Origin of the sequence: Schwartzia succinivorans DSM 10502, from assembly GCF_900129225.1 — a bacterium.
GTDB classification, from domain to species: domain Bacteria; phylum Bacillota; class Negativicutes; order Selenomonadales; family Selenomonadaceae; genus Schwartzia; species Schwartzia succinivorans.
Window position 1 is genome coordinate 16945 of record NZ_FQUG01000002.1, and the last position, 21927, is coordinate 38871.

The 21927-nt window shown below is 49.8% G+C and carries 25 protein-coding genes; 18 read left to right on the forward strand and 7 right to left on the reverse strand.

The annotated features are described in order from the left end of the window. Positions 1 to 12: 12 nt before the first annotated feature. The 5 genes from BUA83_RS00095 to BUA83_RS00115 all read left to right on the forward strand — a co-directional run bounded on the left by BUA83_RS00095 (position 13) and on the right by BUA83_RS00115 (position 3941). A complete protein-coding gene (locus BUA83_RS00095; RefSeq protein ID WP_072934161.1) occupies positions 13 to 1752 on the forward strand; it encodes a flagellar hook-length control protein FliK in 1740 nt (579 codons plus the stop codon). 32 nt (positions 1753 to 1784) lie between these two features. Then, entirely contained in the window at positions 1785 to 2312 is a 528-nt protein-coding gene (locus BUA83_RS00100; protein WP_072934162.1) for a flagellar hook capping FlgD N-terminal domain-containing protein, read from the forward strand. A 135-nt stretch (positions 2313 to 2447) separates the two neighbouring features. Next, on the forward strand, positions 2448 to 2843 hold the full coding sequence (locus BUA83_RS00105) for a MaoC family dehydratase (protein ID WP_072934163.1): 396 nt from the start codon (positions 2448 to 2450) through the stop codon (positions 2841 to 2843). A gap of 12 nt (positions 2844 to 2855) precedes the next feature. Continuing rightward, complete coding sequence (locus BUA83_RS00110; RefSeq protein WP_072934164.1) at positions 2856 to 3263, forward strand: MaoC family dehydratase; 408 nt, start codon at positions 2856 to 2858, stop codon at positions 3261 to 3263. Then, complete coding sequence (locus BUA83_RS00115; protein WP_072934165.1) at positions 3264 to 3941, forward strand: Crp/Fnr family transcriptional regulator; 678 nt, start codon at positions 3264 to 3266, stop codon at positions 3939 to 3941. A gap of 30 nt (positions 3942 to 3971) precedes the next feature. On the opposite strand, the gene BUA83_RS00120 is transcribed toward BUA83_RS00115, so the two are convergent. Together BUA83_RS00120 and BUA83_RS00125 are read right to left on the reverse strand one after the other, a co-directional pair. Next, positions 3972 to 4532: a UbiX family flavin prenyltransferase gene (locus BUA83_RS00120; RefSeq protein ID WP_072934166.1), complete on the reverse strand. Its 561-nt coding sequence runs from the start codon at positions 4530 to 4532 to the stop codon at positions 3972 to 3974. 234 nt (positions 4533 to 4766) lie between these two features. Further along, on the reverse strand, positions 4767 to 5024 hold the full coding sequence (locus BUA83_RS00125) for a hypothetical protein (protein WP_072934167.1): 258 nt from the start codon (positions 5022 to 5024) through the stop codon (positions 4767 to 4769). 165 nt (positions 5025 to 5189) lie between these two features. Here BUA83_RS00125 and BUA83_RS00130 point away from each other — a divergent pair, with 165 nt between their 5' ends. Further along, on the forward strand, positions 5190 to 5399 hold the full coding sequence (locus BUA83_RS00130) for a tautomerase family protein (RefSeq protein ID WP_072934168.1): 210 nt from the start codon (positions 5190 to 5192) through the stop codon (positions 5397 to 5399). Position 5400: 1 nt separating this feature from the next. On the opposite strand, the gene BUA83_RS00135 is transcribed toward BUA83_RS00130, so the two are convergent. Further along, positions 5401 to 6186: a carbon-nitrogen family hydrolase gene (locus tag BUA83_RS00135; RefSeq protein ID WP_234988172.1), complete on the reverse strand. Its 786-nt coding sequence runs from the start codon at positions 6184 to 6186 to the stop codon at positions 5401 to 5403. Between the two features lie 106 nt (positions 6187 to 6292). Here BUA83_RS00135 and BUA83_RS00140 point away from each other — a divergent pair, with 106 nt between their 5' ends. Next, positions 6293 to 6535, forward strand: a complete 243-nt coding sequence (locus BUA83_RS00140) for a DUF951 domain-containing protein (RefSeq protein WP_072934170.1) — start codon at positions 6293 to 6295, stop codon at positions 6533 to 6535. Between the two features lie 68 nt (positions 6536 to 6603). Here the strand turns inward: BUA83_RS00140 and BUA83_RS00145 are convergent, their stop codons facing one another. From BUA83_RS00145 to ilvA, 3 genes are all read right to left on the reverse strand, one after another. Next, positions 6604 to 7071, reverse strand: coding sequence for an Hsp20/alpha crystallin family protein (locus BUA83_RS00145; protein WP_072934171.1), 468 nt, complete (start codon positions 7069 to 7071; stop codon positions 6604 to 6606). A 188-nt stretch (positions 7072 to 7259) separates the two neighbouring features. Further along, a complete protein-coding gene (locus BUA83_RS00150; protein ID WP_072934172.1) occupies positions 7260 to 8105 on the reverse strand; it encodes a C40 family peptidase in 846 nt (281 codons plus the stop codon). Positions 8106 to 8494: 389 nt separating this feature from the next. Then, positions 8495 to 9736, reverse strand: a complete 1242-nt coding sequence (gene ilvA / locus BUA83_RS00155) for a threonine ammonia-lyase (protein ID WP_072934173.1) — start codon at positions 9734 to 9736, stop codon at positions 8495 to 8497. 248 nt (positions 9737 to 9984) lie between these two features. Here ilvA and BUA83_RS00160 point away from each other — a divergent pair, with 248 nt between their 5' ends. The 8 genes from BUA83_RS00160 (at position 9985) to panF (ending at position 18517) form a co-directional block, all read left to right on the forward strand. Further along, on the forward strand, positions 9985 to 10401 hold the full coding sequence (locus BUA83_RS00160) for a universal stress protein (RefSeq protein WP_072934174.1): 417 nt from the start codon (positions 9985 to 9987) through the stop codon (positions 10399 to 10401). Positions 10402 to 10501: 100 nt separating this feature from the next. Next, positions 10502 to 11473 carry a GGDEF domain-containing protein gene (locus tag BUA83_RS00165; protein WP_094756374.1) on the forward strand — a complete coding sequence of 324 codons (972 nt, stop codon included), beginning with the start codon at positions 10502 to 10504 and terminating at the stop codon, positions 11471 to 11473. A 534-nt stretch (positions 11474 to 12007) separates the two neighbouring features. Continuing rightward, positions 12008 to 13858 carry an ATP-dependent zinc metalloprotease FtsH gene (ftsH, locus tag BUA83_RS00170; protein ID WP_072934176.1) on the forward strand — a complete coding sequence of 617 codons (1851 nt, stop codon included), beginning with the start codon at positions 12008 to 12010 and terminating at the stop codon, positions 13856 to 13858. Between the two features lie 8 nt (positions 13859 to 13866). Then, complete coding sequence (locus BUA83_RS00175) at positions 13867 to 14307, forward strand: PaaI family thioesterase (RefSeq protein WP_072934177.1); 441 nt, start codon at positions 13867 to 13869, stop codon at positions 14305 to 14307. After that, a complete protein-coding gene (locus tag BUA83_RS00180; protein ID WP_072934178.1) occupies positions 14307 to 15488 on the forward strand; it encodes a D-alanyl-D-alanine carboxypeptidase family protein in 1182 nt (393 codons plus the stop codon). The genes BUA83_RS00175 and BUA83_RS00180 overlap by 1 nt, the downstream gene beginning before the upstream one ends. Positions 15489 to 15675: 187 nt before the next feature. Then, on the forward strand, positions 15676 to 16701 hold the full coding sequence (locus BUA83_RS00185; protein ID WP_072934179.1) for a branched-chain amino acid aminotransferase: 1026 nt from the start codon (positions 15676 to 15678) through the stop codon (positions 16699 to 16701). A gap of 72 nt (positions 16702 to 16773) precedes the next feature. Then, positions 16774 to 17034: a YhdT family protein gene (locus BUA83_RS00190; RefSeq protein ID WP_072934180.1), complete on the forward strand. Its 261-nt coding sequence runs from the start codon at positions 16774 to 16776 to the stop codon at positions 17032 to 17034. Beyond that, positions 17024 to 18517 carry a sodium/pantothenate symporter gene (gene panF / locus BUA83_RS00195; RefSeq protein ID WP_072934181.1) on the forward strand — a complete coding sequence of 498 codons (1494 nt, stop codon included), beginning with the start codon at positions 17024 to 17026 and terminating at the stop codon, positions 18515 to 18517. Before BUA83_RS00190 ends, panF begins: the two co-directional genes overlap by 11 nt. Positions 18518 to 18585: 68 nt before the next feature. Here the strand turns inward: panF and clpX are convergent, their stop codons facing one another. Next, on the reverse strand, positions 18586 to 19920 hold the full coding sequence (gene clpX, locus BUA83_RS00200) for an ATP-dependent Clp protease ATP-binding subunit ClpX (RefSeq protein WP_072934182.1): 1335 nt from the start codon (positions 19918 to 19920) through the stop codon (positions 18586 to 18588). Between the two features lie 200 nt (positions 19921 to 20120). Between clpX and BUA83_RS00205 the strand changes: the two genes are divergently transcribed. The 3 genes from BUA83_RS00205 (at position 20121) to BUA83_RS00215 (ending at position 21919) form a co-directional block, all read left to right on the forward strand. Next, positions 20121 to 20474, forward strand: a complete 354-nt coding sequence (locus tag BUA83_RS00205; protein ID WP_072934183.1) for a hypothetical protein — start codon at positions 20121 to 20123, stop codon at positions 20472 to 20474. A 171-nt stretch (positions 20475 to 20645) separates the two neighbouring features. After that, the gene (gene rpmE / locus BUA83_RS00210; RefSeq protein WP_072934184.1) at positions 20646 to 20846 is read left to right on the forward strand and encodes a 50S ribosomal protein L31; all 201 of its coding nucleotides are present in this window, start codon (positions 20646 to 20648) and stop codon (positions 20844 to 20846) included. 125 nt (positions 20847 to 20971) lie between these two features. After that, a complete protein-coding gene (locus BUA83_RS00215) occupies positions 20972 to 21919 on the forward strand; it encodes a DUF1385 domain-containing protein (RefSeq protein WP_072934658.1) in 948 nt (315 codons plus the stop codon). Positions 21920 to 21927 lie beyond the last annotated feature (8 nt).

The window sequence follows — 21927 nt, forward strand, 5'->3', positions numbered from 1 at the left end:
CGGTGATTTGATATGAAGGCAACCGAAGTTATGGTAAACCTCGGCTCGTCGGGAGCACCCCAGGCAGGCGCAGGAGCAAAGCTCTCCGCAGCCAGCCGTCAGGTGACAGCCGCTAAAAGCGCTCAGACAAAGAACGGCGCTGATTCCTTCGAGCGTTCGCTGGATGAAGCCCAGGCAGGACGTGCGCAGGAGCCGAAGGCAAAGACCGAAACAAAAGATAATACCTCAGCGAAAGCTGATAATAAAAATGTCAGGGATGACGTAAAGGATACGCCGAAGGAAACGGCAAAGGATACGAAGTCAGCAGAGGATGCCGCAAAAGCGGCAGCCGAGGCGGCTGCATCCGAAGGGGCGAAGGATACGCCGAAGACAGAGGGCAAAGGAAATGCCGAAAGCGCCGGAAAGGATTCTGACGTAAAAGAAGCTGCAGGGATGCAGGAGGATACCGAGACCGTAAAGGCAACGACGCTGGATGCGATGCTTGCATCGCTGGCGGGCGCTGCCGCCGCGGTCGGTGAGAAATCGGCTGATATCGAGGCTCAGCCTGCTGCAGAGGAAAAACCTCAGCTTGGGCAGAGCGCGATGAAGCTTGAAAATCTTCTTCCTCAGACGGAAGAGGGTGCAGAAAAGGCCGCGCAGAACGGCAAGCTCATGGACATGCTCAACAGCGTCCCGACGAATGCGTCCCTTAAAGCGGCGCCTGAGCTTACCGAGCTTGCGCAGAAGGCTCTTTCGGCACAGCAGAATACAGAGGGAAATACAACGGCGGAAGCACCTGCGGTAATGGTGCAGCCCGGTACGGCAGCAGCCCTTGGTGATGCTGCGGCATCGGCGTTAAATGAAAATGCTCCGGCTGTCGCAGTCCAGCAGAATGCGGTACAGCAGGGCGCGTTTCAGACGGCGCTTTCAGCGCAGCAGACGAAGCCTGCAGAAGGAGCAGAGACAAAAACTCAGTCCGCGGCAGAAGCTCTTTTCGGTGCGGCACAGGTTGTGGTTGAGGATAGAATCTCCCTTCCGAATGCGAACAATTCCGCACAGCAGCAGCTTCAGGATTTCCTCAAGCGTCAGGGACAGCCTCAGCAGCAGAATGAGGCTGAAGACGGCGGTGCTGTTATAAAACAGGGAACTCAGCTTCCCGAGAACGCTGATTTCGACGTGGCGATGGTCACAAAGGAGCCGGCGCAGCAGCCTTTGGCAGGAGCCCAGAATATTATGAATACGATGGGTGTCCAGCAGACGGCGGCAGTACAGCAGCTTGATGAAGCACAGCAGGTTCGTGACCCGTATAACGTGATGCAGCAGATTGTTGACCAGGCAAAGCTTATCCGTTCCGGTGAGGATACGGAGATGGTCATTCAGTTGAACCCGAAGCACCTGGGCGAGCTTACTCTTCGTGTTTCTGTCAGCACCAACGGGGCTGTAAATGCTTCCTTCCACACGGATAATCCGACGGTGCGCGGTCTCATTGAAAGCTCCATGATTCAGCTGAAGCAGGAGCTTCAGGCACAGGGTATCAAGGTCAACAACGTAGAGGTTTATTCCGGACTTTCTCAGGATTTCTTTGCGGGAAGCCAGGCAGGCCAGCAGGGTCTGTACCAGCAGGAAGCACGGAACGCTCAGTCCAATACGCTTCGTGCGGCAGCCTTCGAGGATGACGCAGAGGCGCTCAGTATAACGGCAGCGGCTCCGGCCACGGCAGGGGAAAATACTCCTTCCATCGGGACGGCGAATGGTGTAGACTATAAGGTGTAAATGAGTTCTTTATAGAAACAGGAGGGAATATCATGGCAGACAGCACGAGTCTTAATACGATTACCATAAACGGTCAGACATATACGGCTGCGGATTATGCGGCACAGCAGACACAGAAGGCGAAGGATGGTTCTACGCTCGATAAGGACGCGTTCCTTCAGCTTCTCGTAACGCAGATGCGCTACCAGGATCCTCTTGATCCGCAGGATAACGCTCAGTATGTTGCTCAGCTTGCTCAGTTCTCCGCACTTGAGCAGATGACGAATGTTGCTGATACGGCAACGGCAATCTCCAAGCTGGTTAACAACATCGACACATCCGTTCTTGTCGGTCAGCTCAGCGGCATGATTGGCAAGGATATCCAGTGGACGACAGAGGTCACGGAGAAGGACGCAAGCGGAAAGAGTGTAACGTCGAAGCAGACCTACGAGGGTGTTGTCACAGGCGTATCCGTCACGGACGGCGCTCCGAGCATTATTGCGAACGTCAATGGCAAGTCCATGCAGGTATCTGTTGGCGATATCACCCGTGTCGGCAAGGTCGCAGAGGCACAGGGATAATTTTAAAAACACGGGATGCCGTACGGAAGTGCGGCATCTTTTTTATGCTTTTTCCACGTAACTTGCTTATAATACGAAAACAATATAAAATAATACATATATACAGCATATGGACGAGAGTCATGAGGTGAAGCTATGATTATGAAGTTTGCCGACGTGGAGGTCGGTAAGGAATATCCGGCGCAGGAGTTTGTTGTTGCCGAGGAGGGCATCCGCGCATATCTGGCTGCGGTAAAGGACAACACGGAGCTTTATGAAAAGGAACGGCTTGTGCCGCCGGCATACGCAGCGGTTTTCGCACGCTGGGAAGCGGTAGCGGATGAGCAGCTTGCGGACGGAACAGTTCATGCAAAACAAAAATTCGAGTATTATAAGCCGATTCACTGGGGTGAAAAGCTTTCGGTCAAGGGTGTCGTAAAAGAGGCGAAGGAAAAACGCGGCATGAAGTTTGTCGTGCGTGAGGTCGATGTGTATGATTCGGAAGGCGACCTTGTCGTTGTGAGTACGATTACCGTTATTTTCCCGGCGTGAGGAGGCAGAGGAATGCAGAATTTTGAAAAGGGAGCTACTATTTCGCTTCCAGCAAAGGAAATCACGCAGGCGATGATCTGCGAGTACGCGGATGCGGCAGACGACCATAATCCGCTCCATATTGATGAGGATTTTGCGAAGACAACCAGCTACGGAGGAACTATCGCCCACGGTATGCTCAGTATGGCGTTCATTCAGGAGCTTATGGTGCGTAATTTCGGGGTGGATTATCTTACCCGCGGTGCCATCGAGGTGAGCTTTACGGCTCCGGTGCGTCCGGGAGACATGATTGAGACAAACGGTAAGGTGACGGCTTTTGACGCGGAGACAGGCAAGGCTGCCGTACAGGTCATCTGTCAGAATCAGAACGGCGAGAAGGTTTTGAGCGCGAAATGCTCCCTTCGTGCAAAGGACGCTTAAATGAATGCTAAGTATGGGGCTGCGCGTTCGGCTCTTATGAAAAGTGTAATTGGACAGGGGCTCCCTGAGGCGGCGGTTGATACGCTGCTGGGAGCCCCTTCTGTGCGTGTGCGCGAGTTCAGGCAGGGGGCAGTGATTTTTCATCAGGGTGACAATCCCGATGAGCTTTTTATTCTTGTGAGCGGAAGGGTTCATGTACGGCAGGACACGCTTTCGGGACGGGAGATATACGTCGCTGATATCGAGGAGAGCGGAGATATGTTTGGCGAGGTGTATTTCTTTCTTGGAAAGGAATACGACATGTATGCCGCGGCCGCGGAGAAGACTGTGCTTCTTTCCTTCGGACAGAAGCTTTTTTCTGCGGCTCAGCCGAATATCGCTCCTGTGGCTGCCGTAGTTCAAAGAAAGCTTCTCCGGGTGTTCGCGGAGAAGGCATATCTTTTGAACCGCCGTGTCAGGATTTTGGCAGGAGGCTCACTTCGAGGGAAGCTTGCGCGTTTTCTTCTTCAGACAGGTGATTCGGCGAGAATGCCGAGGGAGGAAATGGCAGCATGGCTTGCCGTAACGCGCCCCGCGCTTTCGAGAGAGCTGGGGGCGATGCAGAGAGAAGGTCTTATTTCCCTGAACGGACGGGAAATTGTGATAAAGGATAAGGCAGGGCTTGAGGAATATTTGTAAAAAAGAGGCTGCAGCGTGGCAGCCTCTTTTTCATTTTCCGGTCCATTGTACGAATCCTTTGTATTCTATTCCTAACTGCAGAAGGATTTTTCCTATGGTCTGGTTTATCTGTTTTTGTACCGTATCCGCACCACTGTAGAAGTTCAGCATGGGCGGTATTATGCTGCAGCCGTCTTCGGCTGCCTGCAGAAGATTTCTGAGATGTATTTTTGACAGCGGCGATTCTCTCGGAGCGAGGACAACCCTGCGTCCTTCCTTGAGACAGACATCTGCCGCGCGGAGCAGGAGATTTTCGCTGTAGCCGCTGACGATGCCTGCTACGGTTTTCATGCTGCAGGGCAGGATAATCATGCCGTCAGTGACGAAGGAGCCGCTGGATACGGCTGCCGCGAGGTTGTCTATGTCGTATGTGACATCGGTGAGTGCGTGTATGTCCTCGAGGGTGAGGTCGGTTTCGTAGGCGAGGGTTTTCTCCGCACCGTGTGTCATAATGAGATGTGTTTCGATATCCGGCATTCCGTGAAGTACCTTCAGAAGCTCGTATCCAAGAACTGCGCCGCTGGCACCGGAAATTCCTACAATGATTCGCATATATTTCTCCCTTAAAACTTGTGGTGACAATTATTAAAATAGCCTTCTCTTTGAGGAGAAGGTGGCGAGCTTGCGAGACGGATGAGGTGTACCCCAAAGTGCCTGCTATGTAGATAGTGGCATGCTTTTGTGCACCTCCTCCACCGCTGGCGCGGTCCCCCTCCCCCTAAAGGGGAAGGCAAGAAAAGAGTTATTTATTTTACATATCGTTTGCTTTCGGGAATACTTGTCAAGTCAGAGCTTTTTGCAGGCGGCATCAATATCCTGGGTGATTGTGTTGTCCGCCTTGCCCAGCATCCAGCCCAAAACCTTTATTTCAGCGTAGAGCATGACGCGCTGCTCGCGAAGATCCACCTTGGCGTGCATGAGGTCGGCGTACTGGTCAAGCTCCTTATAATACCGTGCCGTGACGCTTTGTATGCTGCGCGGCTTTTCGATGTTGCTTTGTCCGTTGTAGCCTTTGAGTATTTCGTTTACATTTTTCGTGTCCATGATTACACTTCCTTCGCATGTAAAGCTCTCAATCAATAAATCCTGTTTTATTATTATAACGCTAAAAGGAGTTATTTGGCAAAATTTTCCTGCCGTGCTTTGGAAGGAAAAAATGTGTCTATGTAGAATATATCCTGTAAAAGGAAAAGAGAGGGGAGGGAAAATATGCCATACGTTAATATCAAAATTACCCGTGAGGGAAATGTCACTGCCCAGCAGAAAAAGCAGCTCATCGAGGGGGCGACGCAGCTTCTTCATGATGTTCTGGGAAAGAATACGAAGACAACTGTAGTCACCATCGACGAGGTGGATACGGATAACTGGGGTATAGGCGGTGTGCCCGTCACGGAAATCCGTAAGCAGCAGTCTAAATGATTCAGTAGAGGTCCGGCCGGCGGTCAGCGAAAACGTTGATGGTTGACCGGATTTTTTCTTTTACAGAGAGGTCGAAGTCTGCGGTAATGATGGCGGAACCATCATCTGCCTCGGCAAGAATTTCGCCCCAGGGGTCGATGAGGGCGGAGTGCCCTGCCAGAGGCATTCCGTTGGCAAATGCGCCGCTTCCGTTGGCGGCAGCAACGAAGAACTGGTTTTCCACGGCGCGGGCCTGTGCCAAAAGCCGCCAGTGTGCAAGGCGTACCGTAGGCCATGCCGCAGGGATGAAAAGAATGTCTATATCCGAGAGGGCAAGCTTGCGCGTCAGTTCAGGAAATCTCAGGTCATAGCAGATTATGACACCGCAGTTGACACCGTCCAGGGTGAAGACAGTGACTTTATCACCGGCGCGGAAGGCCTTGTGTTCCTTTGCCGGGGAGAAGAGATGGGATTTGCTGTAGTCTGCGATGCAGTTTCCCTCACGGTCGAAGACACAGCAGATGTTTTCAACGGCATCCCCAAGCTTTGCAGCCACTGAGCCGCCGACTATATTTACATGATATTTCCCGGACAGCTCCGAGAGAAGCTCCTTTGCGGAGTGCGCCCCTTCATCGGTATAGTTTTCCAGAGGCCTTGGGTAAAAGCCTATGTCCCAAAGCTCCGGAAGAAGAACAGTATCCGGCTTTTCGGTCATTGCTTTTTCAAGCATCGTTCTAAGTGTGTCCTGATTTTTTTGGCGGTCGCCAATAACAACGGGAAGCTGTATAACAGAAACCTTCATTAACATCCACGCTCCTTCACGACAAGTCTACCATAAGGCGGATATTTTGTCTTTGACAAAATCTGAAGCATGACGTTAAATATATACAAAAGAAATGGCGAGGAGCGGTTTTATGGAACGGGTACATTATGATGTTGGCGATATTGTACGCATGAAGAAAAAGCACCCATGCGGAAGCGATGAGTGGCGGCTTACGCGCGTGGGAATGGATTTTGGTATGAGGTGTCAGGGTTGTGACCATTTCGTCATGATACCGCGGGTAAAGTTCGAGAAAATGTGCCGGGCAATCGTAAAAAAGGCAGAGGAATCCGCTTCAGGGGAAGCTTCGCAGGACAGAAATACAGGAAAAAATTGAATTTTGTCGAAAAAAAGGAGCATCGGGTTTTCCGATGCTCCTTTTGATAGGGGGGGATTACGCGGTTATCAGACGGTGCGGATAGGAATTTCTTTAGGTGATTCTTCCTGCGGGGCTGCTGCCTTTGGCAGGGTTACTTTAAGTACGCCGTCCTTGAATTCCGCGTCGAGCTTCGTTTCATCGATGTTGTCGATGTAGAACGAGCGGCTCATGCTGCCGAAGCTGCGTTCGCGGCGGATATATCGGCCTTCATCATCCTTTTCCTCGGTGGTGCTGTCTTTTTTCGCCGCGATGGTTAAGTAGTTGTCCTTGTAGGTCAGTGAAATGTCATCCTTTGTGATGCCGGGAAGCTCCGCTGTGAGCTCATAGTTCGTATCATTGTCCTTCACATCTACCTTGAAGGCACTGCCGGTAAAGCCGGAATCCTTGAACAGGCTCATCATCGGTCGGTTCATCCAGTCGAAGAGGCGGCTGAATTCGTCGTCGTTTCTCATCATCAGGTCATTTCTTGTGTCAAACGGTACTAATCCAAACATGATTCAGATCCCCTTTCGTTTACAGTTGTCGTGTTGGATTTCAGAAGGCCTTTCTTTTATTTCCTTCTTTCAGTTATTATTATAGCAATAAAAGTCAAAAAGTCAATAAGTCAAAACAACAAAAATGAAAAATTTTTCAAAAAAATACAGACCGCACGAAAAATGCGGTCTGATTGTGTTCAGTTTAATTATTTGACTATGTGCTTGCCGCCGTACCAGTGGGATTTCCAGTAGGCCTTGTCGTTCAGCTCATCTATGCGGACACCCTTGCTGGAGGAAACGTGGATGAATTTCCCGTTTCCGAGATAAAGTCCGCAGTGTGACGCGCCTTTTTCATAGGTGCTGAAAAATACTAGATCTCCGGGGACAAGCTCCTTCTGAGTTTTGATGTTTTTTCCAAGCTTATACTGCTCGTCGGCGGTGCGCGGAAGGGTGTAGCCGTTCTGCTTGAAGACATACTGTAAAAATCCCGAGCAGTCAAAGCCCTTTGGTGTAGTGCCGCCGAAAACGTATTTCGTACCGATGTATTTCTTGGCGGTGCGTATGACGGCATCGACCTTTCCTTTGTCAAGGAATGGAGAGCTTTCTGCGCCCTTTACTGAGGGGACAGGCTTTTCTGTCTTGGACGGAGCCGCAGGTTTTTCCGCTTTTGCGGGTGCTGCCGGCTTTTCTGTTTTTGCAGGTGCAGCAGGCGTCGCTTTTGTGCCGCTGTCGGATTTTTCATCTGCTTCGCTGCCTTCGTTCTTTTTGGGGGCAGACGGAATTTCCTTGAGCTTTTTCCATGTTGCGCGGTCAACGACTCCTGTGATTTTTATATCGTTGTCACGCTGGAAGGCTATGAGAGCTCTGTAAGTTTCGTTGCCAAAGATGCCGTCAACGGTGCGGATGTTGTAGCCTGCGTCCTTGAGCGACTGCTGCACTATACGTACATCATGACCTTCTGAACCCTGCTTTAATATTGGCGCGGCAGAAGCGGCAGCCGTCAGCATGAAGAACAGCACGGCGGTCATTAAGATTGCTTTCAGGTGTTTCATGATAAATTCCTCTTTTAAAACAGTGCTGCGAAAAACCGGAGCACGAGAAATCCTTCTTAATAAAGTATACCGCTGAATCATGAAATTTCCAAAGATAAAAAGAATAAAATTTTAAAAAAGAGTGACCGTATTCGTCTAATTATTAACAGGTTTATGTATATCGTGAAAAGACAGGAAAAAAGTTATACACAGGATATTGGGATAATTTATGGCTTTTTGGGTGCCTTATCCACAAAAATCCACATGTTTTTTGGACTTTGTGGATATTTTTGTGGATAAATAGAAGTAAATTTAAAGATACAATAAATAATATTCATAAAAAAGAACTGTACACGGTTATGCTGTGCACAGTTCTGTGGATTATTTTTTCTTATGGTGTAATTAGTCTATTAATAAACTCTTTCTATGCTGAAACCGTTTTTCGTAAGTGCCCGTGTGATTTTCTCGATGTGGTCGTTGCCGTGAGTCTCACATGTTACTGTCAGGATTACCTTTTTGAAGAGATCCTTGACGAGGTCAGGGTTGTGGTCCAGCTTTATGACGTTTGCGTTCTCCTCGGCAAGTATCTGGGAGACCTTGAGAAGCTGTCCCGGTTTATCCGGCAGCGGTACGGAGAAGCAGAAGATGCGGCCGCGGGCAACGAGGGCCTTGTGTATGAGAGCAGAGATGGTCGATATGTCGATGTTTCCGCCGCTGATGATTGCGACGACCTTTTTGCCCTTCATGCGGAGCTTTGGAAGTGCCGCGAGGGAGAGTGCGCCCGCGCCCTCTGCTATGAGCTTGTGCTTTTCGATGAGAGAAAGCAGAGCGTCCATGATTTCGACCTCGGACACTGTGATGATTTCATCGAGATATTTTTTGCAGAAGGCATAGGTGAGACTGCCTGCGGTTTTTACGGCGCAGCCGTCTGCCACAGTGTCAACGTATGGAAGGGTGACAATCTTGTCGGATTTGAAGGCTGCTTCCATGCAGGCTGCTCCTGCGGGCTCAACACCGATTACCTTGACGTTCGGGTAGACCAGCTTTGCGGTGAGGGCAACACCGCTGGCAAATCCGCCTCCTCCGATTGGAACGAGGATTGCGTCAACGTCCTTGAGGTCGTCAATGATTTCCTTTGCGGTAGTTCCCTGTCCGAGTATGACTTTTACATCATTAAATGGATGGATGTAAACGTATCCTTTTTCCTTTTGGAGCTCAAGGGATTTTGCGTAGGCATCGTCGAAGGTGTCTCCGTGAAGGACGACCTCGGCACCGTAAGCCTTTGTGGCTTCTACCTTCAAAATCGGAGTGGTGGCAGGCATGCAGATTACAGCCTTGACACCAAGCTTCTGTGCGGAGAAGGCTACACCCTGAGCGTGGTTTCCTGCGGAGGCTGTGATTACGCCTTTTTTTCTCTCGGCAGCAGTGAGCTGGCTGATTTTATTGTACGCTCCACGGAGCTTAAAGGAGCCTGTGGTCTGGAGATTTTCAGGCTTGAAATAGACTGTGTTGTCACAAAGGCTTGAGAAGTAAGGGCTTTCAATGAGCTTTGTTTTTACGGCTACTCCGTCAAGCTGCTGGGCAGCCTTGTATAAATCTGCGATGGTTGTTTTTTCCAGTATTGCCTGGATTTCTTCTGCGGTTTCGGGCATGTTGTTGTTCGCTCCTTTACATTTACCCAGCAAATGTCTTTTCTCAAAGGACAACGCAGGGTGTAACTTCATACGTTCGTAGTATACTTTTGTTCAAAAGTTGTTACAAGTGTAACATCATGAAGGCAGTTCGTCAAATTTCTTGTACATGAATACATAGAAAATTTTTCAAAACAGCAGGATTTTTGACATTTATCACGAAATAGATAAAATACGAAATATTTTCAAATTTCCGGGAGGTAATTACCATGACAAAAAATATCCTTGTACCTGTAGACGGTTCGAAAAATTCGGAGGATGCAATTCAGAAGGCAATAGAGCTCGCTCAGGCATGCAATGCGAAGCTGAGCTTTTTATATGTAGCAAATATCAATCAGCTGGCAATCAACGCGTGCCTTACGGAGGCAATTCTTGAGTCCGTAACAAAGGCCGGAGATGTAATTCTCGACCGCGCTATGGAGGCTGTTCCTGAGGGAGTCGAGAAGGAAGCTTTTTCTGAGACTGGCTCTCCGGCGGTTGTCATCCTTGATTTCCTTGAGGAGCATGATGTGGACCTCGTTGTAATGGGAAGCCGCGGACTCGGTGTGATGAAGGGCGTGCTGCTGGGCAGCGTCAGCCAGTATGTTGTTGAGCAGGCTAAATGCCCTGTTCTGGTTGTGAAATAAGGCGCGATTTCCTGTGACCGGCGGGGGATGCGGCATGGATTGTGCTGCATCGGGGCAAGGTGCCTCATAAAGTGCCATGGGATTTTGAAGGAGCGGGAGAATGGGACGGAAACGTTTACAAGTGATGTCAGAAGAATACTTGGCTTTGGAGGCGAGAGCCGCCGAAGCGGAGCAGAAAGCAGCAAAGCTTGAGCGTGAGCTGGTTCAGCTGCGTACGATCGGTAAGCTTGTGCAGATACGCACCGGTGCGGTTGACTTTGTTTATGAAGTGGGCTCCGACACGATGAGATATCGTCTGCCCGGCGATGGAGATACGCAGGAGATTTCTCCGTTTCTTTCTGTTTTGAAGAGCGGCAACGCAGAGAGTCCTGATGCAGTGGAAGAGATAAAGAAGGTCTTATCTGAATCAGGGGCTAAATCAGGAAGTATAGAGACGATGGCAAGTCTTTGGAAATCGGATGCGAGCTTCAACAGAATCGTGTTCCAGAGGATTGATAGTCCTGATGGTGCCGTGGTTGTAGGCTATGCGGATGATATTTCGGACGAGTCCGTTGAACGTGAACGCATCAAAAAAGAGGGTGAGAAGGACAAGCTTACAGGTCTCTATGTCAGGGATACGCTTGTTAAGCTTATTGAATTCGAGCTTGGTGCACTGGCACCGGGAGAAAAGGGCGTTATCTTTTATTTTGATGTGGATTCCTTCGCTGCATTCAACACCGCACATGGCAGACCGGCAGGGGACAGCTTCCTTCGGGCAGTGGCATCGCTTTTGCGGACTGAGTTCCGAGGCGTTGACCTTCTGTCAAGAATTGGCCCTGATGAATTTGCTGTGTTCTTCCGCGGATACCTTACTATTGATGTTATCGAGCGGCGCGCGCAGCATCTTTTGGATTCTGTACGGCATCTCCAGTCGGAGCTTACGGAGACCGCGTCCTGCAGTATGGGAATCTCGGTAACAGGCTCGCCGAGAGAAAACAGCGAAATGCTTCTTGAGCATGCGGGACAGGCGCTGAAATCCGTAAAAAAATACGGCGGCAACCGCTATCGTATGTTCGACAATGACAGATATTAATGCCATGTCTTTTTTCGCCATGCTGTGTCAAAAGGCTCTCGACGTAGTGATATACTACGCCGTCGAGCCTTTTTCCTTGCCTGACGAAAAAATCCATCGGCATGGGTTGCGTTTAAGAATTAAATAGAAGGCTGTGAAAGAATGTAAAAGAAGCCTTCTCCTTTAGGAGAAGGTGGCTGCGAAGCAGTCGGATGAGGTGTACACCAAAGTACCTACTATGTTGATAGTGGCAAGCTCTTGTGTACCTCCTCCACCGCTGACGCGGTCCCGGCCAATATGCCACTGGCATATTGACACCCCTGAAGGGGAAGGCTGGGAATGAGCATTTTTCACAGTCTTTTTATTTTTGCAGAGGAAAGTTTGCCTGTGGCAAACTTTGATTTAAGGCATTATATCGAGCAATGCTCGATGAAATGCTGATATAGGAAATTTTGTCTTCGACAAAATATGATTAAAAGCATTATAATAAAGGCAGGCGGCTGTGCCTGTCTTTTTTTCTCACTTTTTTACTGCATACAAAGGAGCTGTTCATATATGAAGGAAGTCAAAAACCCACAGCGTCCTATGGCGTTTTACTATGGTATCGCGCTGCTGGTGATTTTGTTGTTTAATTCGATGGCGAAGCCTTATATGGAGGAAGCCAAAATCGAGCAGGTGGATTACGGCACCTTTATGAGCATGACGGAGGAAAAGAAGGTCACGAAGGCTGATATTCAGGACAACCAGATTCTTTTTACGGATGCGGATAACAAGCTGTTCAAGACAGGAATCGTAAATGACGAGGGGCTTGTGGACCGCCTGCATAAAGCAGGAGTCACGTTTTCATCGGATATAAAGGCGAAGGAATCTCCATTGATGAATTTCCTTTTGACATGGGTTCTGCCAATTGCGGTTTTCTTCCTTATCGGGCAGTACATGAGCAAGAAGCTCATGGAACGCGCCGGCGGCGGAAATTCAATGATGTTCGGCCTCGGTAAGAGTCAGGCGCGGGTCTATGTGCCGTCCTCCGAGGGAATCCTTTTCAAGGATGTGGCAGGAGAGGACGAGGCCAAGGAGAATCTTTCTGAGATTGTTGACTATCTCCATGATCCCAACAAGTATTCCTCCATCGGAGCGTCAATGCCGAAGGGTGTTCTTCTTGTGGGCCCTCCGGGAACAGGTAAGACAATGCTGGCGAAGGCTGTTGCAGGCGAGGCAAACGTGCCGTTTTTCTCCATTGCAGGCTCCGAGTTCGTTGAGATGTTCGTGGGTATGGGTGCGTCAAAGGTTCGCGACCTTTTCAAGCAGGCGAAGGAAAAAGCTCCCTGCATTGTATTTATTGATGAGATTGATGCCATAGGCCAGAAGCGAAACGGAAACGTCATGGGGAATGACGAGCGTGAGCAGACGCTTAATCAGCTGCTCACGGAGATGGACGGTTTTGAGGGCAATACGGGTGTCATTATTCTGGCGGCAACGAACCGTCCTGATTCTTTGGACCCTGCGCTTTTGCGGCCGGGACGTTTTGACCGCCGAGTGCCTGTAGAGCTTCCTGACCTGAAAGGGCGTGAGGCTATACTTGAGGTGCATGCGAAAAAGGTCAAGATGGCAGAGGGTGTGGATTTTCACACTATCGCACGTATGGCATCGGGGGCTTCGGGAGCGGAGCTTGCGAATATCATAAACGAGGGGGCGCTCCGTGCGGTAAGAAACGGACGGAATCTCGTTACACAGGAGGACCTTGAGGAAAGCGTCGAGGTTGTAATAGCAGGCTACCAGAAGAAAAACGCCATTCTTTCCGATAAGGAAAAACGTACTGTTGCATATCACGAAATTGGTCACGCGCTTGTGGCGGCGAAGCAGACAAACGAGGCGCCTGTGCAGAAAATCACGATTATTCCGCGCACCTCGGGAGCTTTGGGCTACACGATGCAGGTGGAGGAAAAGGATAAATATCTCCTTTCCAAAGAGGAGCTGGAGCAGAAAATCGCGACTCTCACGGGAGGCCGTGCTGCTGAGGAGATTGCCTTCGGGCAGATTACCACGGGTGCGGCAAACGATATCGAGCGTGCGACTAAGCTGGCACGGGCTATGATAACGCGCTACGGTATGAGTGACGAGTTCGGCATGGTGGCCATGGAGCAGGTGACGAATCAGTACCTCGGAGGCGATACCTCTCTTATCTGTTCACCCGACATGCAGAGGGAAATAGACAAGAAGGTGGTGGCTCTCGTACGGGAGCAGCATGAAAAGGCGAAGGCTATTCTCACTGAGAACAGCAACGCGCTCAACCGCCTGGCGGATTATCTCTATGAGAAGGAGACAATAACGGGCGATGAGTTTATGCAGATTCTGACGGCTGTGGAAAATGGTGTTGAAGTGACAGCGGTTAACGAGGAGGCATAAAACAGGGAATGACGGTTTTTAAGGACGATCCGCGCATTGTTGATACGGTGCGGAAAAAGATAGATGTTTTTTACAGTCAGAATCCTATGCTTGAAACAATGGGTATTCAGGTGACGAGCTTTACCTTTGGCGAGGTGCGGCTGGATGCGGACGTGACGCATAATCTGACGAATGTTTACGGGATTGCTCACGGAGGACTGGCGATGGTGCTGGCGGATACCGCCATGGGTGGAGCGTGTCTCGGCTGCAATAAACGGGTTGTGACACTTTCCATGACAATGAATTATCTGAAGGCACTGCCGGAGGGGACGCATATTTACTCAGTGGGCAGGGTAATTCACAACGGAAATCACACGATGATGTGTGAGGCGGATGTCATTGACGAGCACGGCGACGTCTGTCTTAAAACACAGGGTACCTTTTATGTTTTGAAGGAGTATACGTACTAATGGTAAATACGGTTTCTAAAGCTTTTAATATTGGGCGCCTTATGGCGGCTGTGTTTCTTTGTGTCTGCCTTTTGTCAGGGACTGTGTCCGCTGCGGCGATGAGGGAGCCTTCTTTAACGGCAGAGGCGGCGATTGTGGTAGAGGCGTCAACCGGGCGTGTGGTCTATGAGAAAAACGCTGACCGCCTGATGTATCCGGCAAGTCTCACTAAAATGATGACATGTATCCTCGCAATAGAGAACGCGTCGATGGATTCGACTGTGGTTATCAGTCCGAATGCTGCGGCAACGGAGGATACATGGCTGGATGAGTCTGCAGGGCGTGCCATCCGCATGGGCGACCTGGTGGACGAGATGATGATTATTTCCGACAACGGCGCGGCGGTGGCGATTGCCGAGCAGATGGCATCCTCTGTTCCTGCGTTTGCGGAAAAGATGACGCAGAAGGCACAGGCAATAGGCGCGACAAAGACGAGATTTGCAAATCCCAACGGTCTTACTGAGCTTAATCATGTAACGACGGCGCGGGATATGATGAAAATTGCGCGGTACGGTTGGAACATTCCGGAATTCAGGCGTATTACGGGGCAGAGGAAGAAGGATATATATTTCCAGTCTCCCCGTGAGCGTGCTCTTTCGGTAGAGACAACAAATGAGCTTCTTGGTGTTTATCCGGGCATGGCAGGGATAAAGACAGGCTGGACCAACGCCGCAGGCGGCTGCTTCGCGGGGGCGGCGACACATGGCAATGTTACACTCATAAGTATCGTGCTGAACGCGCCTGATACAAAGGACCGCTTCAACGATACAGTAAAGCTTATGGACTATGGTTTTTCACGTGTCCGTGTGGTGAAGGGGCCTGTAAAGGAACAGATTCAAAAGGATGTATGGGTTCATGACGGTACGACCTATAAGGTTACGGCACATCCGAGGGACGATATAAAATATGTGCTTTTCGACAATGAACGTCAGGACCGCTGCTCATATCATCTGGACATGCCCCGCTTCATTCACGCGCCTATAAAGGCAGGGGATAAGGTGGGCGATCTTGTTATAACTTACGACGGAAAGGAAATGGGCCGCATAGATATGATTGCGGATGATTCAATGGGTGAGGGCTTCAGTCCGATTGGAAAGCTCATGGGCTTCGCGGAGCTCCTGCTCAGTCCGATTCTGGGATAAAATGAATGGCGGTAAAATGTATTTTTGCCGTCATTTTTATTTTTCTTTGTTTAATGTTGCAATATTTCACGAAAAAGAATAAACTATACCTAGTCTTGTTCGAAAGGTTACACCTTTCGAACAATAGGAGTGGACAAGTGTATTGAATAAATCTGCTTACGCAGAAAATTTTTTGGAGGGATTATGTATGGCAAAGAAGGACATCGACTGGGGAAATATCGGTTTTGAATACCGTGTAACTGACAAGCGTTATGTCTGTAACTACAAGGATGGAAAATGGGAGGAGGGCGGCCTCACCACTGACCCGATGGTGGTTATGAGCGAGTGTGCCGGTGTTCTGCAGTATTCCCAGTCCTGCTTTGAAGGACTCAAGGCGTACACGACGAAGAACGGAGACATCGTCTGCTTCCGGCCTGACCTCAACGCTGAGCGCATGTATGATACGGCTAAGCGTCTTGAGATGCCGCCTTTCCCGAAGGATAAATTCATAGAGGCTGTTCACGAAGTAGTAAAGGCAAACGCTGATTTCGTTCCGCCCTACGGCTCGGGAGCTACTCTCTACATCCGTCCTTACATGTTCGCGTCCAGTCCTGTTATCGGGGTTAAGCCTGCGGATGAATACCAGTTCCGCATCATCGTCATGCCTGTAGGTCCGTATTATAAGGGCGGACTTAAACCTAACGTGGTTAAAATCAGTGATTTTGACCGTGCTGCACCTCACGGAACAGGCCACATTAAGGCAGGTCTTAACTATGCAATGAGCCTTTATGCAGGTGTTAAGGCTCATGAAGAGGGCTTTGCAGAGAATTTCTATCTCGACCCTGCGACACGCACGAAGATTGAAGAAGCAGGCGGAGCGAATATTATCTTTGTCACAAAGGACAACAAGCTCGTCGTTCCGAAGTCTCCGAGCATCCTGCCTTCTATCACCCGCCGTTCCATTGTCTATGTTGCAGAGCATTATCTCAACATGCAGGTTGAGGAGCGTGAGGTATTCCTGAAGGAAGTTCCGGATTTTGTTGAGTGCGGAATGTGCGGTACTGCAGCGGTTATCTCTCCTGTCGGTAAAATCAACGACCACGGAAAAGAAATCTGCTTTGCAAGCGGAATGGAGACAGCAGGTCCTGTCATCACCAAGCTCTATGAGACACTTACAGGCATCCAGATGGGCTCCGTTGAGGCACCTGAGGGCTGGATTCATAAGATTGACTGATATGACAGCATAATTTGCTAAAATCCCCTTTCTAAGGTACACTTTAGTACATTGGAAAGGGGATTTATTTTTATGTCTGAAAAAGAAAAGTTCCGGCAGATATGCCGTGAAGCCGGGTGGACCGGAGCAGCTCTCGCCGCGCTTATAGTGTTTTGGCTTTTTGCTGGCTTTGGGCTGAAGGATTCATCCATCGAAATCTTTCACATGCCGCTTTGGGCGGTCATGTCCAGCTTCGGAGTATGGATTTTTACAATCCTTCTGGTGAAGTGTCTCACGTCCTTCGTGTTCCGTGATATGCCGCTGGATGAGAAGGAGGACAGCCATGCAGAATGAAGGGAATCTTATGTCGCTTCTGCCGCTGCTGCTTTTCATGAGCGCCATGATAGGAATCGGATTTTATGTGCGTCATAAGCAGGAGCAGGGCGGTTCAGGAAATTTTGTGCAGCAGTATTTTATCGGAAATCATGACCTCGGCGGTTTTGTTCTTGCCATGACGACTGTCGCAACCTACAGCTCTGTAAGCTCCTTCGTGGGCGGCCCCGGCATGGCGTGGAAAATCGGCTTTGGATGGATTTACATGGCTGTGGTTCAGGTCACGGCAATTTTCCTCGTGCTGGGTATTTTTGGTAAGCGCGTTGCTCTTTTGTCGAGGAAGTTTAACGCGGTTACTGTGGTTGACATTATCCGTGAGCGCTTCCGCTCTGATTTTCTCGCGGGCATGGCAGCGTTTATCATAGTTTTGTTTTTCTGTGGGACAATGACGGCGCAGTTCGTTGGCGGCGCAAAGCTTTTCTCCACTGTAACGGGCTACAGCTATGAGATGGGATTACTGCTGTTCGGTCTTGTTGTCGTCGTTTACACGACTGTCGGAGGCTTCCGGGCTGTTGCTTTAACTGATACCTGCTGTGCAATCATGATGATGATCGGCATCGTTCTGCTTTTCTCCTGTGTGCTTGATGCAGGTGGCGGATATACTGCCATTATGGAAAGTATTCATGCAAATCATCCTGAGATGCTTGAACCGCTGTCGGCAGGCAACATGCCCGTCGGACTTTATCTTACCCAGTGGCTTCTGGTGGGTATCTTCACTATCGCGCTGCCTCAGTCCGTAGTCCGCGGTATCAGCTACAAGGATACGAAAAGCCTTCACCGTGCAATGATTATCGGTACAGTTGTGGTGGGCTTTATGAATATCGGCGTGAATTTTACGGGCATTCTTGCCCACGGCGTTCTCACAGGCTCTCTTGAAAGCTACGGCGGCGTTGATTACATAATTCCAAAGACGATAGTCGCTTCAATGCCGTCGTATCTTGTGGGCTTTGCCATTATAGGGCCTCTTGCGGCATCGGTATCGACGATATCGGGACTTCTTATAGTGGCATCCTCAGCTATCATAAAGGACGTTTACCTTCATCAGAAGAAAAAGGAAGGGAAGGCGGTTCCAGATAAAAAGCTGCGCTTCCTTTCGATGCTGGCAACGGCTGTTATCGGTGCGGCAGTGTTCTTTATCGCGCTGACGCCTCCAAGCCTTATCTGGATTATCAATATGTTTGCCTTCGGAGGACTTGAAACGGCGTTCTTCTGGACATTGCTTCTCGGCCTTTTCTGGAAAAAGGCAAACCGTCTCGGCGCGCTGCTTTCAATGGGCGGCGGTACGCTTGCATACTGCGTAACGCAGTTTTTGGGCTTTAAGATAATGGGGCTTCATCAGATTGCCATCGGTATCACGGTGTCGCTGATTTTCTTCCTCGTAGGTTCTTATTTTGGTAAACCAACGGAAAGAGAAGTGCTGAAGGAATTCTTTCCTGAGGCATAAATATCATGGAAAAATAAAATGGGACAGTCACGCTGAGCTTTTAGCCCGGTATGACTGTCCCGTTTTGATTATTCTTCCGTCTTCGCGGCGGTCTTTTTTGTTTTCTTTGGTGTGTCCTGCTTGTTTGCAGGGCGGATTTCAGGCTGTGCGCCCTTCGTTATGCAGTCCTCCGTGATGCGGACGATACGCGGTTCATCAGAGCGTGGAATGTCGAACATGATGTCCAGCATGACGTCCTCGATGATACCCTTGAGGCTTCGTGCGCCTGTCTTGCGCTTGATGGCTTCTTTTGCGACAGCCCGCAGGGCAGCATCATCAAATTCAAGCTCCACGTTGTCCATTTCAAGAAGCTTCTGATACTGACGGACAGGAGCGTTGACCGGCTCCGTAAGAATGCGGAGAAGCGCATCTTCGTCAAGGGTTTCAAGGGTGCAGATAACAGGAAGGCGTCCGATAATCTCCGGAATAATTCCGTATTTCATGAGATCCTGGGGCGTTACCTGACGGAGAAGGTCGTCGAATTTCGGCTTGTCGTTCTCTCCCTCGACCTTCGCACCGAAGCCGATGCTGGCCTCGGATTTCTGCAGACGCTTTTCGATGATTTTGTCGATACCTACGAAAGCACCGCCGACGATGAACAAAATGTTCTGGGTGTTGACCTTGATGGTCGGAGCTTCAGGGTGCTTGCGCTGCCCGCGTGCGGTGAACTCAACAATACTGCCTTCAAGCATTTTGAGAAGTGCCTGCTGTGTTCCCTCATGGCCCGGGTCTGCGGTGATGGAATTATTTTCTCCTGACTTTCTGGCAATTTTATCAAATTCGTCGAGATAAATGATACCGTGCTCAGTGCGGTCAATGTCCTTGTCTGCAGCGTAATAGAGATTTCTTACGGCAACCTCGACATCGGCGCCTACGAAGCCTGCCTCGGTGAGGCTTGAAGCATCCGTTACGGCGAAGGGGATATCAAGAAGCTGGGAGAGGTGCGAAAGAAGTGCTGTCTTGCCGCAGCCCGAAGGGCCGAGCATGATGACATTGGATTTTTCAATCTCTGTTCCATCGGAGTGCTCATAGCCGTATTTCATACGCTTGTAATGGTTGTAGACGGCGACGGAAAGAATTTTTTTCGCATGGTCCTGATTTATGATGTATTTGTCGAGATATTCCTTTACCACGTGCGGCTTTGTTTTCTCAAGAGATGTGGCAAGCGCGTCGGTAAAATCCTTCTTCTCGTGCTCGGCAGTTTCCTGTTCGTGAGCTTCGAGAAAATGATATATGTCTTCAATACAGTTTTTGCAGATGGCAAAACCGGACTGCGGGTCGAAGATAGGCATATCATATTGGTTCTTTATCGTTACGAGGCGCTTGCAGAAGCTGCAGACGTGCTGCATCGGTGCTTTTGGCATATTTTTCCCTCCATGTGGTTGTTCCTCTTTAATAGAGATAGATAATCTATTTTATTATGGGTGTTTTTTGTGATTTTTTCAAGGGAAATTTACACGCTTTCAGGTTATCAAATCATATTTTCCGTGGTATTATATATAGATGTAGAGAAGGATATACTTAATCAAAGGGTGTATCAAAACAGAAAAGGGGTTTTTGTCAGATGAAAACAGCAGATTATTATTCCCAGCTTTTCAGTGCTCTCCGTCTCCGCCGTCATAAGCTTTCCCAGAAGGAAGCATATGACCGCCGTGCATTTGCGGCTGTAAGCAGCGCTGTCCGTAACGATTTTGCGGCTGCAAAAAGAACAGTCGCTGAGCTTGCTGCCGATGACGACATGGGACGTCTGAAGGCACTCGTTGCTGCCGGATACTCTCTCCATTCCTGGACACATGAAGGAGCAAAGGGTGAAAAATTCGGAAAGAATGCAGAGCTCTCTCTTTATTTCAGCCGTGCAGGACAGGGCATCAAGGCCGTCAGCGGCAACCGTGTTGAGGTATATCTGAAGCAGCGCTGAGGATAAACTCCTTGACAGCTTTGCCTCTTTCATGTAAGATAATGAATTACGAGTAGACGAATTGTCGTCCGCTCGCAGGAGACCCGATTCCCCTACACGGGATACGGGAAAACCAAGCGTACGCATAGTGTGCTTGTATCTTTACCCAGTAGGGGAAAGCGAGGTGTAAAAATGAAAGAAGGAATTCATCCGGAGTTTTTCGAAGCTACGGTAGTCTGCGGCTGCGGCAATACGTTCAAGACGGGCTCCACGCAGAAAGAGCTGCATGTCGATGTCTGCTCCAAGTGCCACCCGTTCTTCACGGGACGTCAGCGCGGTCAGGCTAAGGGCGGTCGTATCGAGCGCTTCAAGCAGCGTTACAGCAAAGATTGATGGTTGGAGGCAGGGCAGCGTTGTCCTGCCTCTTTTTTGTTTTGATTATATGATATCGGCAATCCTTTTGAGGAGGGTTTCTGTTGAGTAATAAATATGTGCAGCGTGATTCCGGCTCATGCCTGATGGTGGGGGGACAGGCTGTTATCGAGGGAGTAATGATGCGCGGAAACGGCAAGGTCGCGACTGCTGTGCGCGAGCCGGGCGGACGCATTACCGTTGATGTGCATCCTGTCAATTCCATCAGTGAAAGATTTCCCGTGCTGAAGCTGCCCTTCCTTCGCGGGGTGGTTGCTTTGGGCGAATCACTGGTTTTGGGATTGAAATCCCTTTCCTATTCGGCACAGATGGCAGGAGAAGAGGACGAGCAGCTTTCGGATACGGAGCTTGCAGGGACTATGATTTTTGCCCTGGCTCTTGCAATGGTGCTTTTTGTGGCTATACCTACGGGAGCGGCGAAGCTTTTCGCGGAGATTACCACTGACCCCATTGCGCTTAACCTGATGGAGGGTGTTCTCAGGCTTTTGATTTTTCTTGGATATCTTTGGGGTATATCCCGAATGAAGGATATCTATCGTGTGTTTCAGTATCACGGCGCGGAGCATAAGACAATCCACGCCTATGAGGCAGGAGGCCCTCTGACCGTTGAGAATGTGCAGCGTTTTCCGCGCCTTCATCCGCGCTGCGGAACGTCATTCCTTTTGATAGTAATGATTGTGAGTATTTTCGTGTTTGCGTTTCTGGGATGGCCTGATCTTGTGACACGCATTGTGAGCCGTATACTTTTGATGCCGGTGGTGGCAGGCGTTTCCTATGAATTTATCCGTCTTGCCGGGCGTTCGGACAATGCTATTGTAGGGCTGGCCACAAAGCCCGGACTATGGCTGCAGAAGCTGACCACCAATCCGCCTGCCGATGAGATGGTGGAGGTGGCAATCGCATCCCTTGCGGCTGTGCTTCCTGAGGAAGAGCGTGTGAGGATGGGGCTTCCTGCAAAGGAGACTGAGGAGCAGACGGAAAAATCCGATGAAGCTACAGAGGCTCAGGCTGCGGCAGCGGTATCAGCGGAGTAACATATTAG

What these genes read in the sequence shown, in the direction of transcription:
- BUA83_RS00095 (WP_072934161.1), top strand. Translation starts at nt 13, where the DNA reads ATGAAGGCAACCGAAGTTATGGTAAACCTCGGCTCGTCGGGAGCACCC.
- BUA83_RS00100 (WP_072934162.1), top strand. Translation starts at nt 1,785, where the DNA reads ATGGCAGACAGCACGAGTCTTAATACGATTACCATAAACGGTCAGACA.
- BUA83_RS00105 (WP_072934163.1), top strand. Translation starts at nt 2,448, where the DNA reads ATGATTATGAAGTTTGCCGACGTGGAGGTCGGTAAGGAATATCCGGCG.
- BUA83_RS00110 (WP_072934164.1), top strand. Translation starts at nt 2,856, where the DNA reads ATGCAGAATTTTGAAAAGGGAGCTACTATTTCGCTTCCAGCAAAGGAA.
- BUA83_RS00115 (WP_072934165.1), top strand. Translation starts at nt 3,264, where the DNA reads ATGAATGCTAAGTATGGGGCTGCGCGTTCGGCTCTTATGAAAAGTGTA.
- BUA83_RS00120 (WP_072934166.1), bottom strand. Translation starts at nt 4,532, where the DNA reads ATGCGAATCATTGTAGGAATTTCCGGTGCCAGCGGCGCAGTTCTTGGA.
- BUA83_RS00125 (WP_072934167.1), bottom strand. Translation starts at nt 5,024, where the DNA reads ATGGACACGAAAAATGTAAACGAAATACTCAAAGGCTACAACGGACAA.
- BUA83_RS00130 (WP_072934168.1), top strand. Translation starts at nt 5,190, where the DNA reads ATGCCATACGTTAATATCAAAATTACCCGTGAGGGAAATGTCACTGCC.
- BUA83_RS00135 (WP_234988172.1), bottom strand. Translation starts at nt 6,186, where the DNA reads ATGTTAATGAAGGTTTCTGTTATACAGCTTCCCGTTGTTATTGGCGAC.
- BUA83_RS00140 (WP_072934170.1), top strand. Translation starts at nt 6,293, where the DNA reads ATGGAACGGGTACATTATGATGTTGGCGATATTGTACGCATGAAGAAA.
- BUA83_RS00145 (WP_072934171.1), bottom strand. Translation starts at nt 7,071, where the DNA reads ATGTTTGGATTAGTACCGTTTGACACAAGAAATGACCTGATGATGAGA.
- BUA83_RS00150 (WP_072934172.1), bottom strand. Translation starts at nt 8,105, where the DNA reads ATGAAACACCTGAAAGCAATCTTAATGACCGCCGTGCTGTTCTTCATG.
- ilvA (WP_072934173.1), bottom strand. Translation starts at nt 9,736, where the DNA reads ATGCCCGAAACCGCAGAAGAAATCCAGGCAATACTGGAAAAAACAACC.
- BUA83_RS00160 (WP_072934174.1), top strand. Translation starts at nt 9,985, where the DNA reads ATGACAAAAAATATCCTTGTACCTGTAGACGGTTCGAAAAATTCGGAG.
- BUA83_RS00165 (WP_094756374.1), top strand. Translation starts at nt 10,502, where the DNA reads ATGGGACGGAAACGTTTACAAGTGATGTCAGAAGAATACTTGGCTTTG.
- ftsH (WP_072934176.1), top strand. Translation starts at nt 12,008, where the DNA reads ATGAAGGAAGTCAAAAACCCACAGCGTCCTATGGCGTTTTACTATGGT.
- BUA83_RS00175 (WP_072934177.1), top strand. Translation starts at nt 13,867, where the DNA reads ATGACGGTTTTTAAGGACGATCCGCGCATTGTTGATACGGTGCGGAAA.
- BUA83_RS00180 (WP_072934178.1), top strand. Translation starts at nt 14,307, where the DNA reads ATGGTAAATACGGTTTCTAAAGCTTTTAATATTGGGCGCCTTATGGCG.
- BUA83_RS00185 (WP_072934179.1), top strand. Translation starts at nt 15,676, where the DNA reads ATGGCAAAGAAGGACATCGACTGGGGAAATATCGGTTTTGAATACCGT.
- BUA83_RS00190 (WP_072934180.1), top strand. Translation starts at nt 16,774, where the DNA reads ATGTCTGAAAAAGAAAAGTTCCGGCAGATATGCCGTGAAGCCGGGTGG.
- panF (WP_072934181.1), top strand. Translation starts at nt 17,024, where the DNA reads ATGCAGAATGAAGGGAATCTTATGTCGCTTCTGCCGCTGCTGCTTTTC.
- clpX (WP_072934182.1), bottom strand. Translation starts at nt 19,920, where the DNA reads ATGCCAAAAGCACCGATGCAGCACGTCTGCAGCTTCTGCAAGCGCCTC.
- BUA83_RS00205 (WP_072934183.1), top strand. Translation starts at nt 20,121, where the DNA reads ATGAAAACAGCAGATTATTATTCCCAGCTTTTCAGTGCTCTCCGTCTC.
- rpmE (WP_072934184.1), top strand. Translation starts at nt 20,646, where the DNA reads ATGAAAGAAGGAATTCATCCGGAGTTTTTCGAAGCTACGGTAGTCTGC.
- BUA83_RS00215 (WP_072934658.1), top strand. Translation starts at nt 20,972, where the DNA reads ATGGTGGGGGGACAGGCTGTTATCGAGGGAGTAATGATGCGCGGAAAC.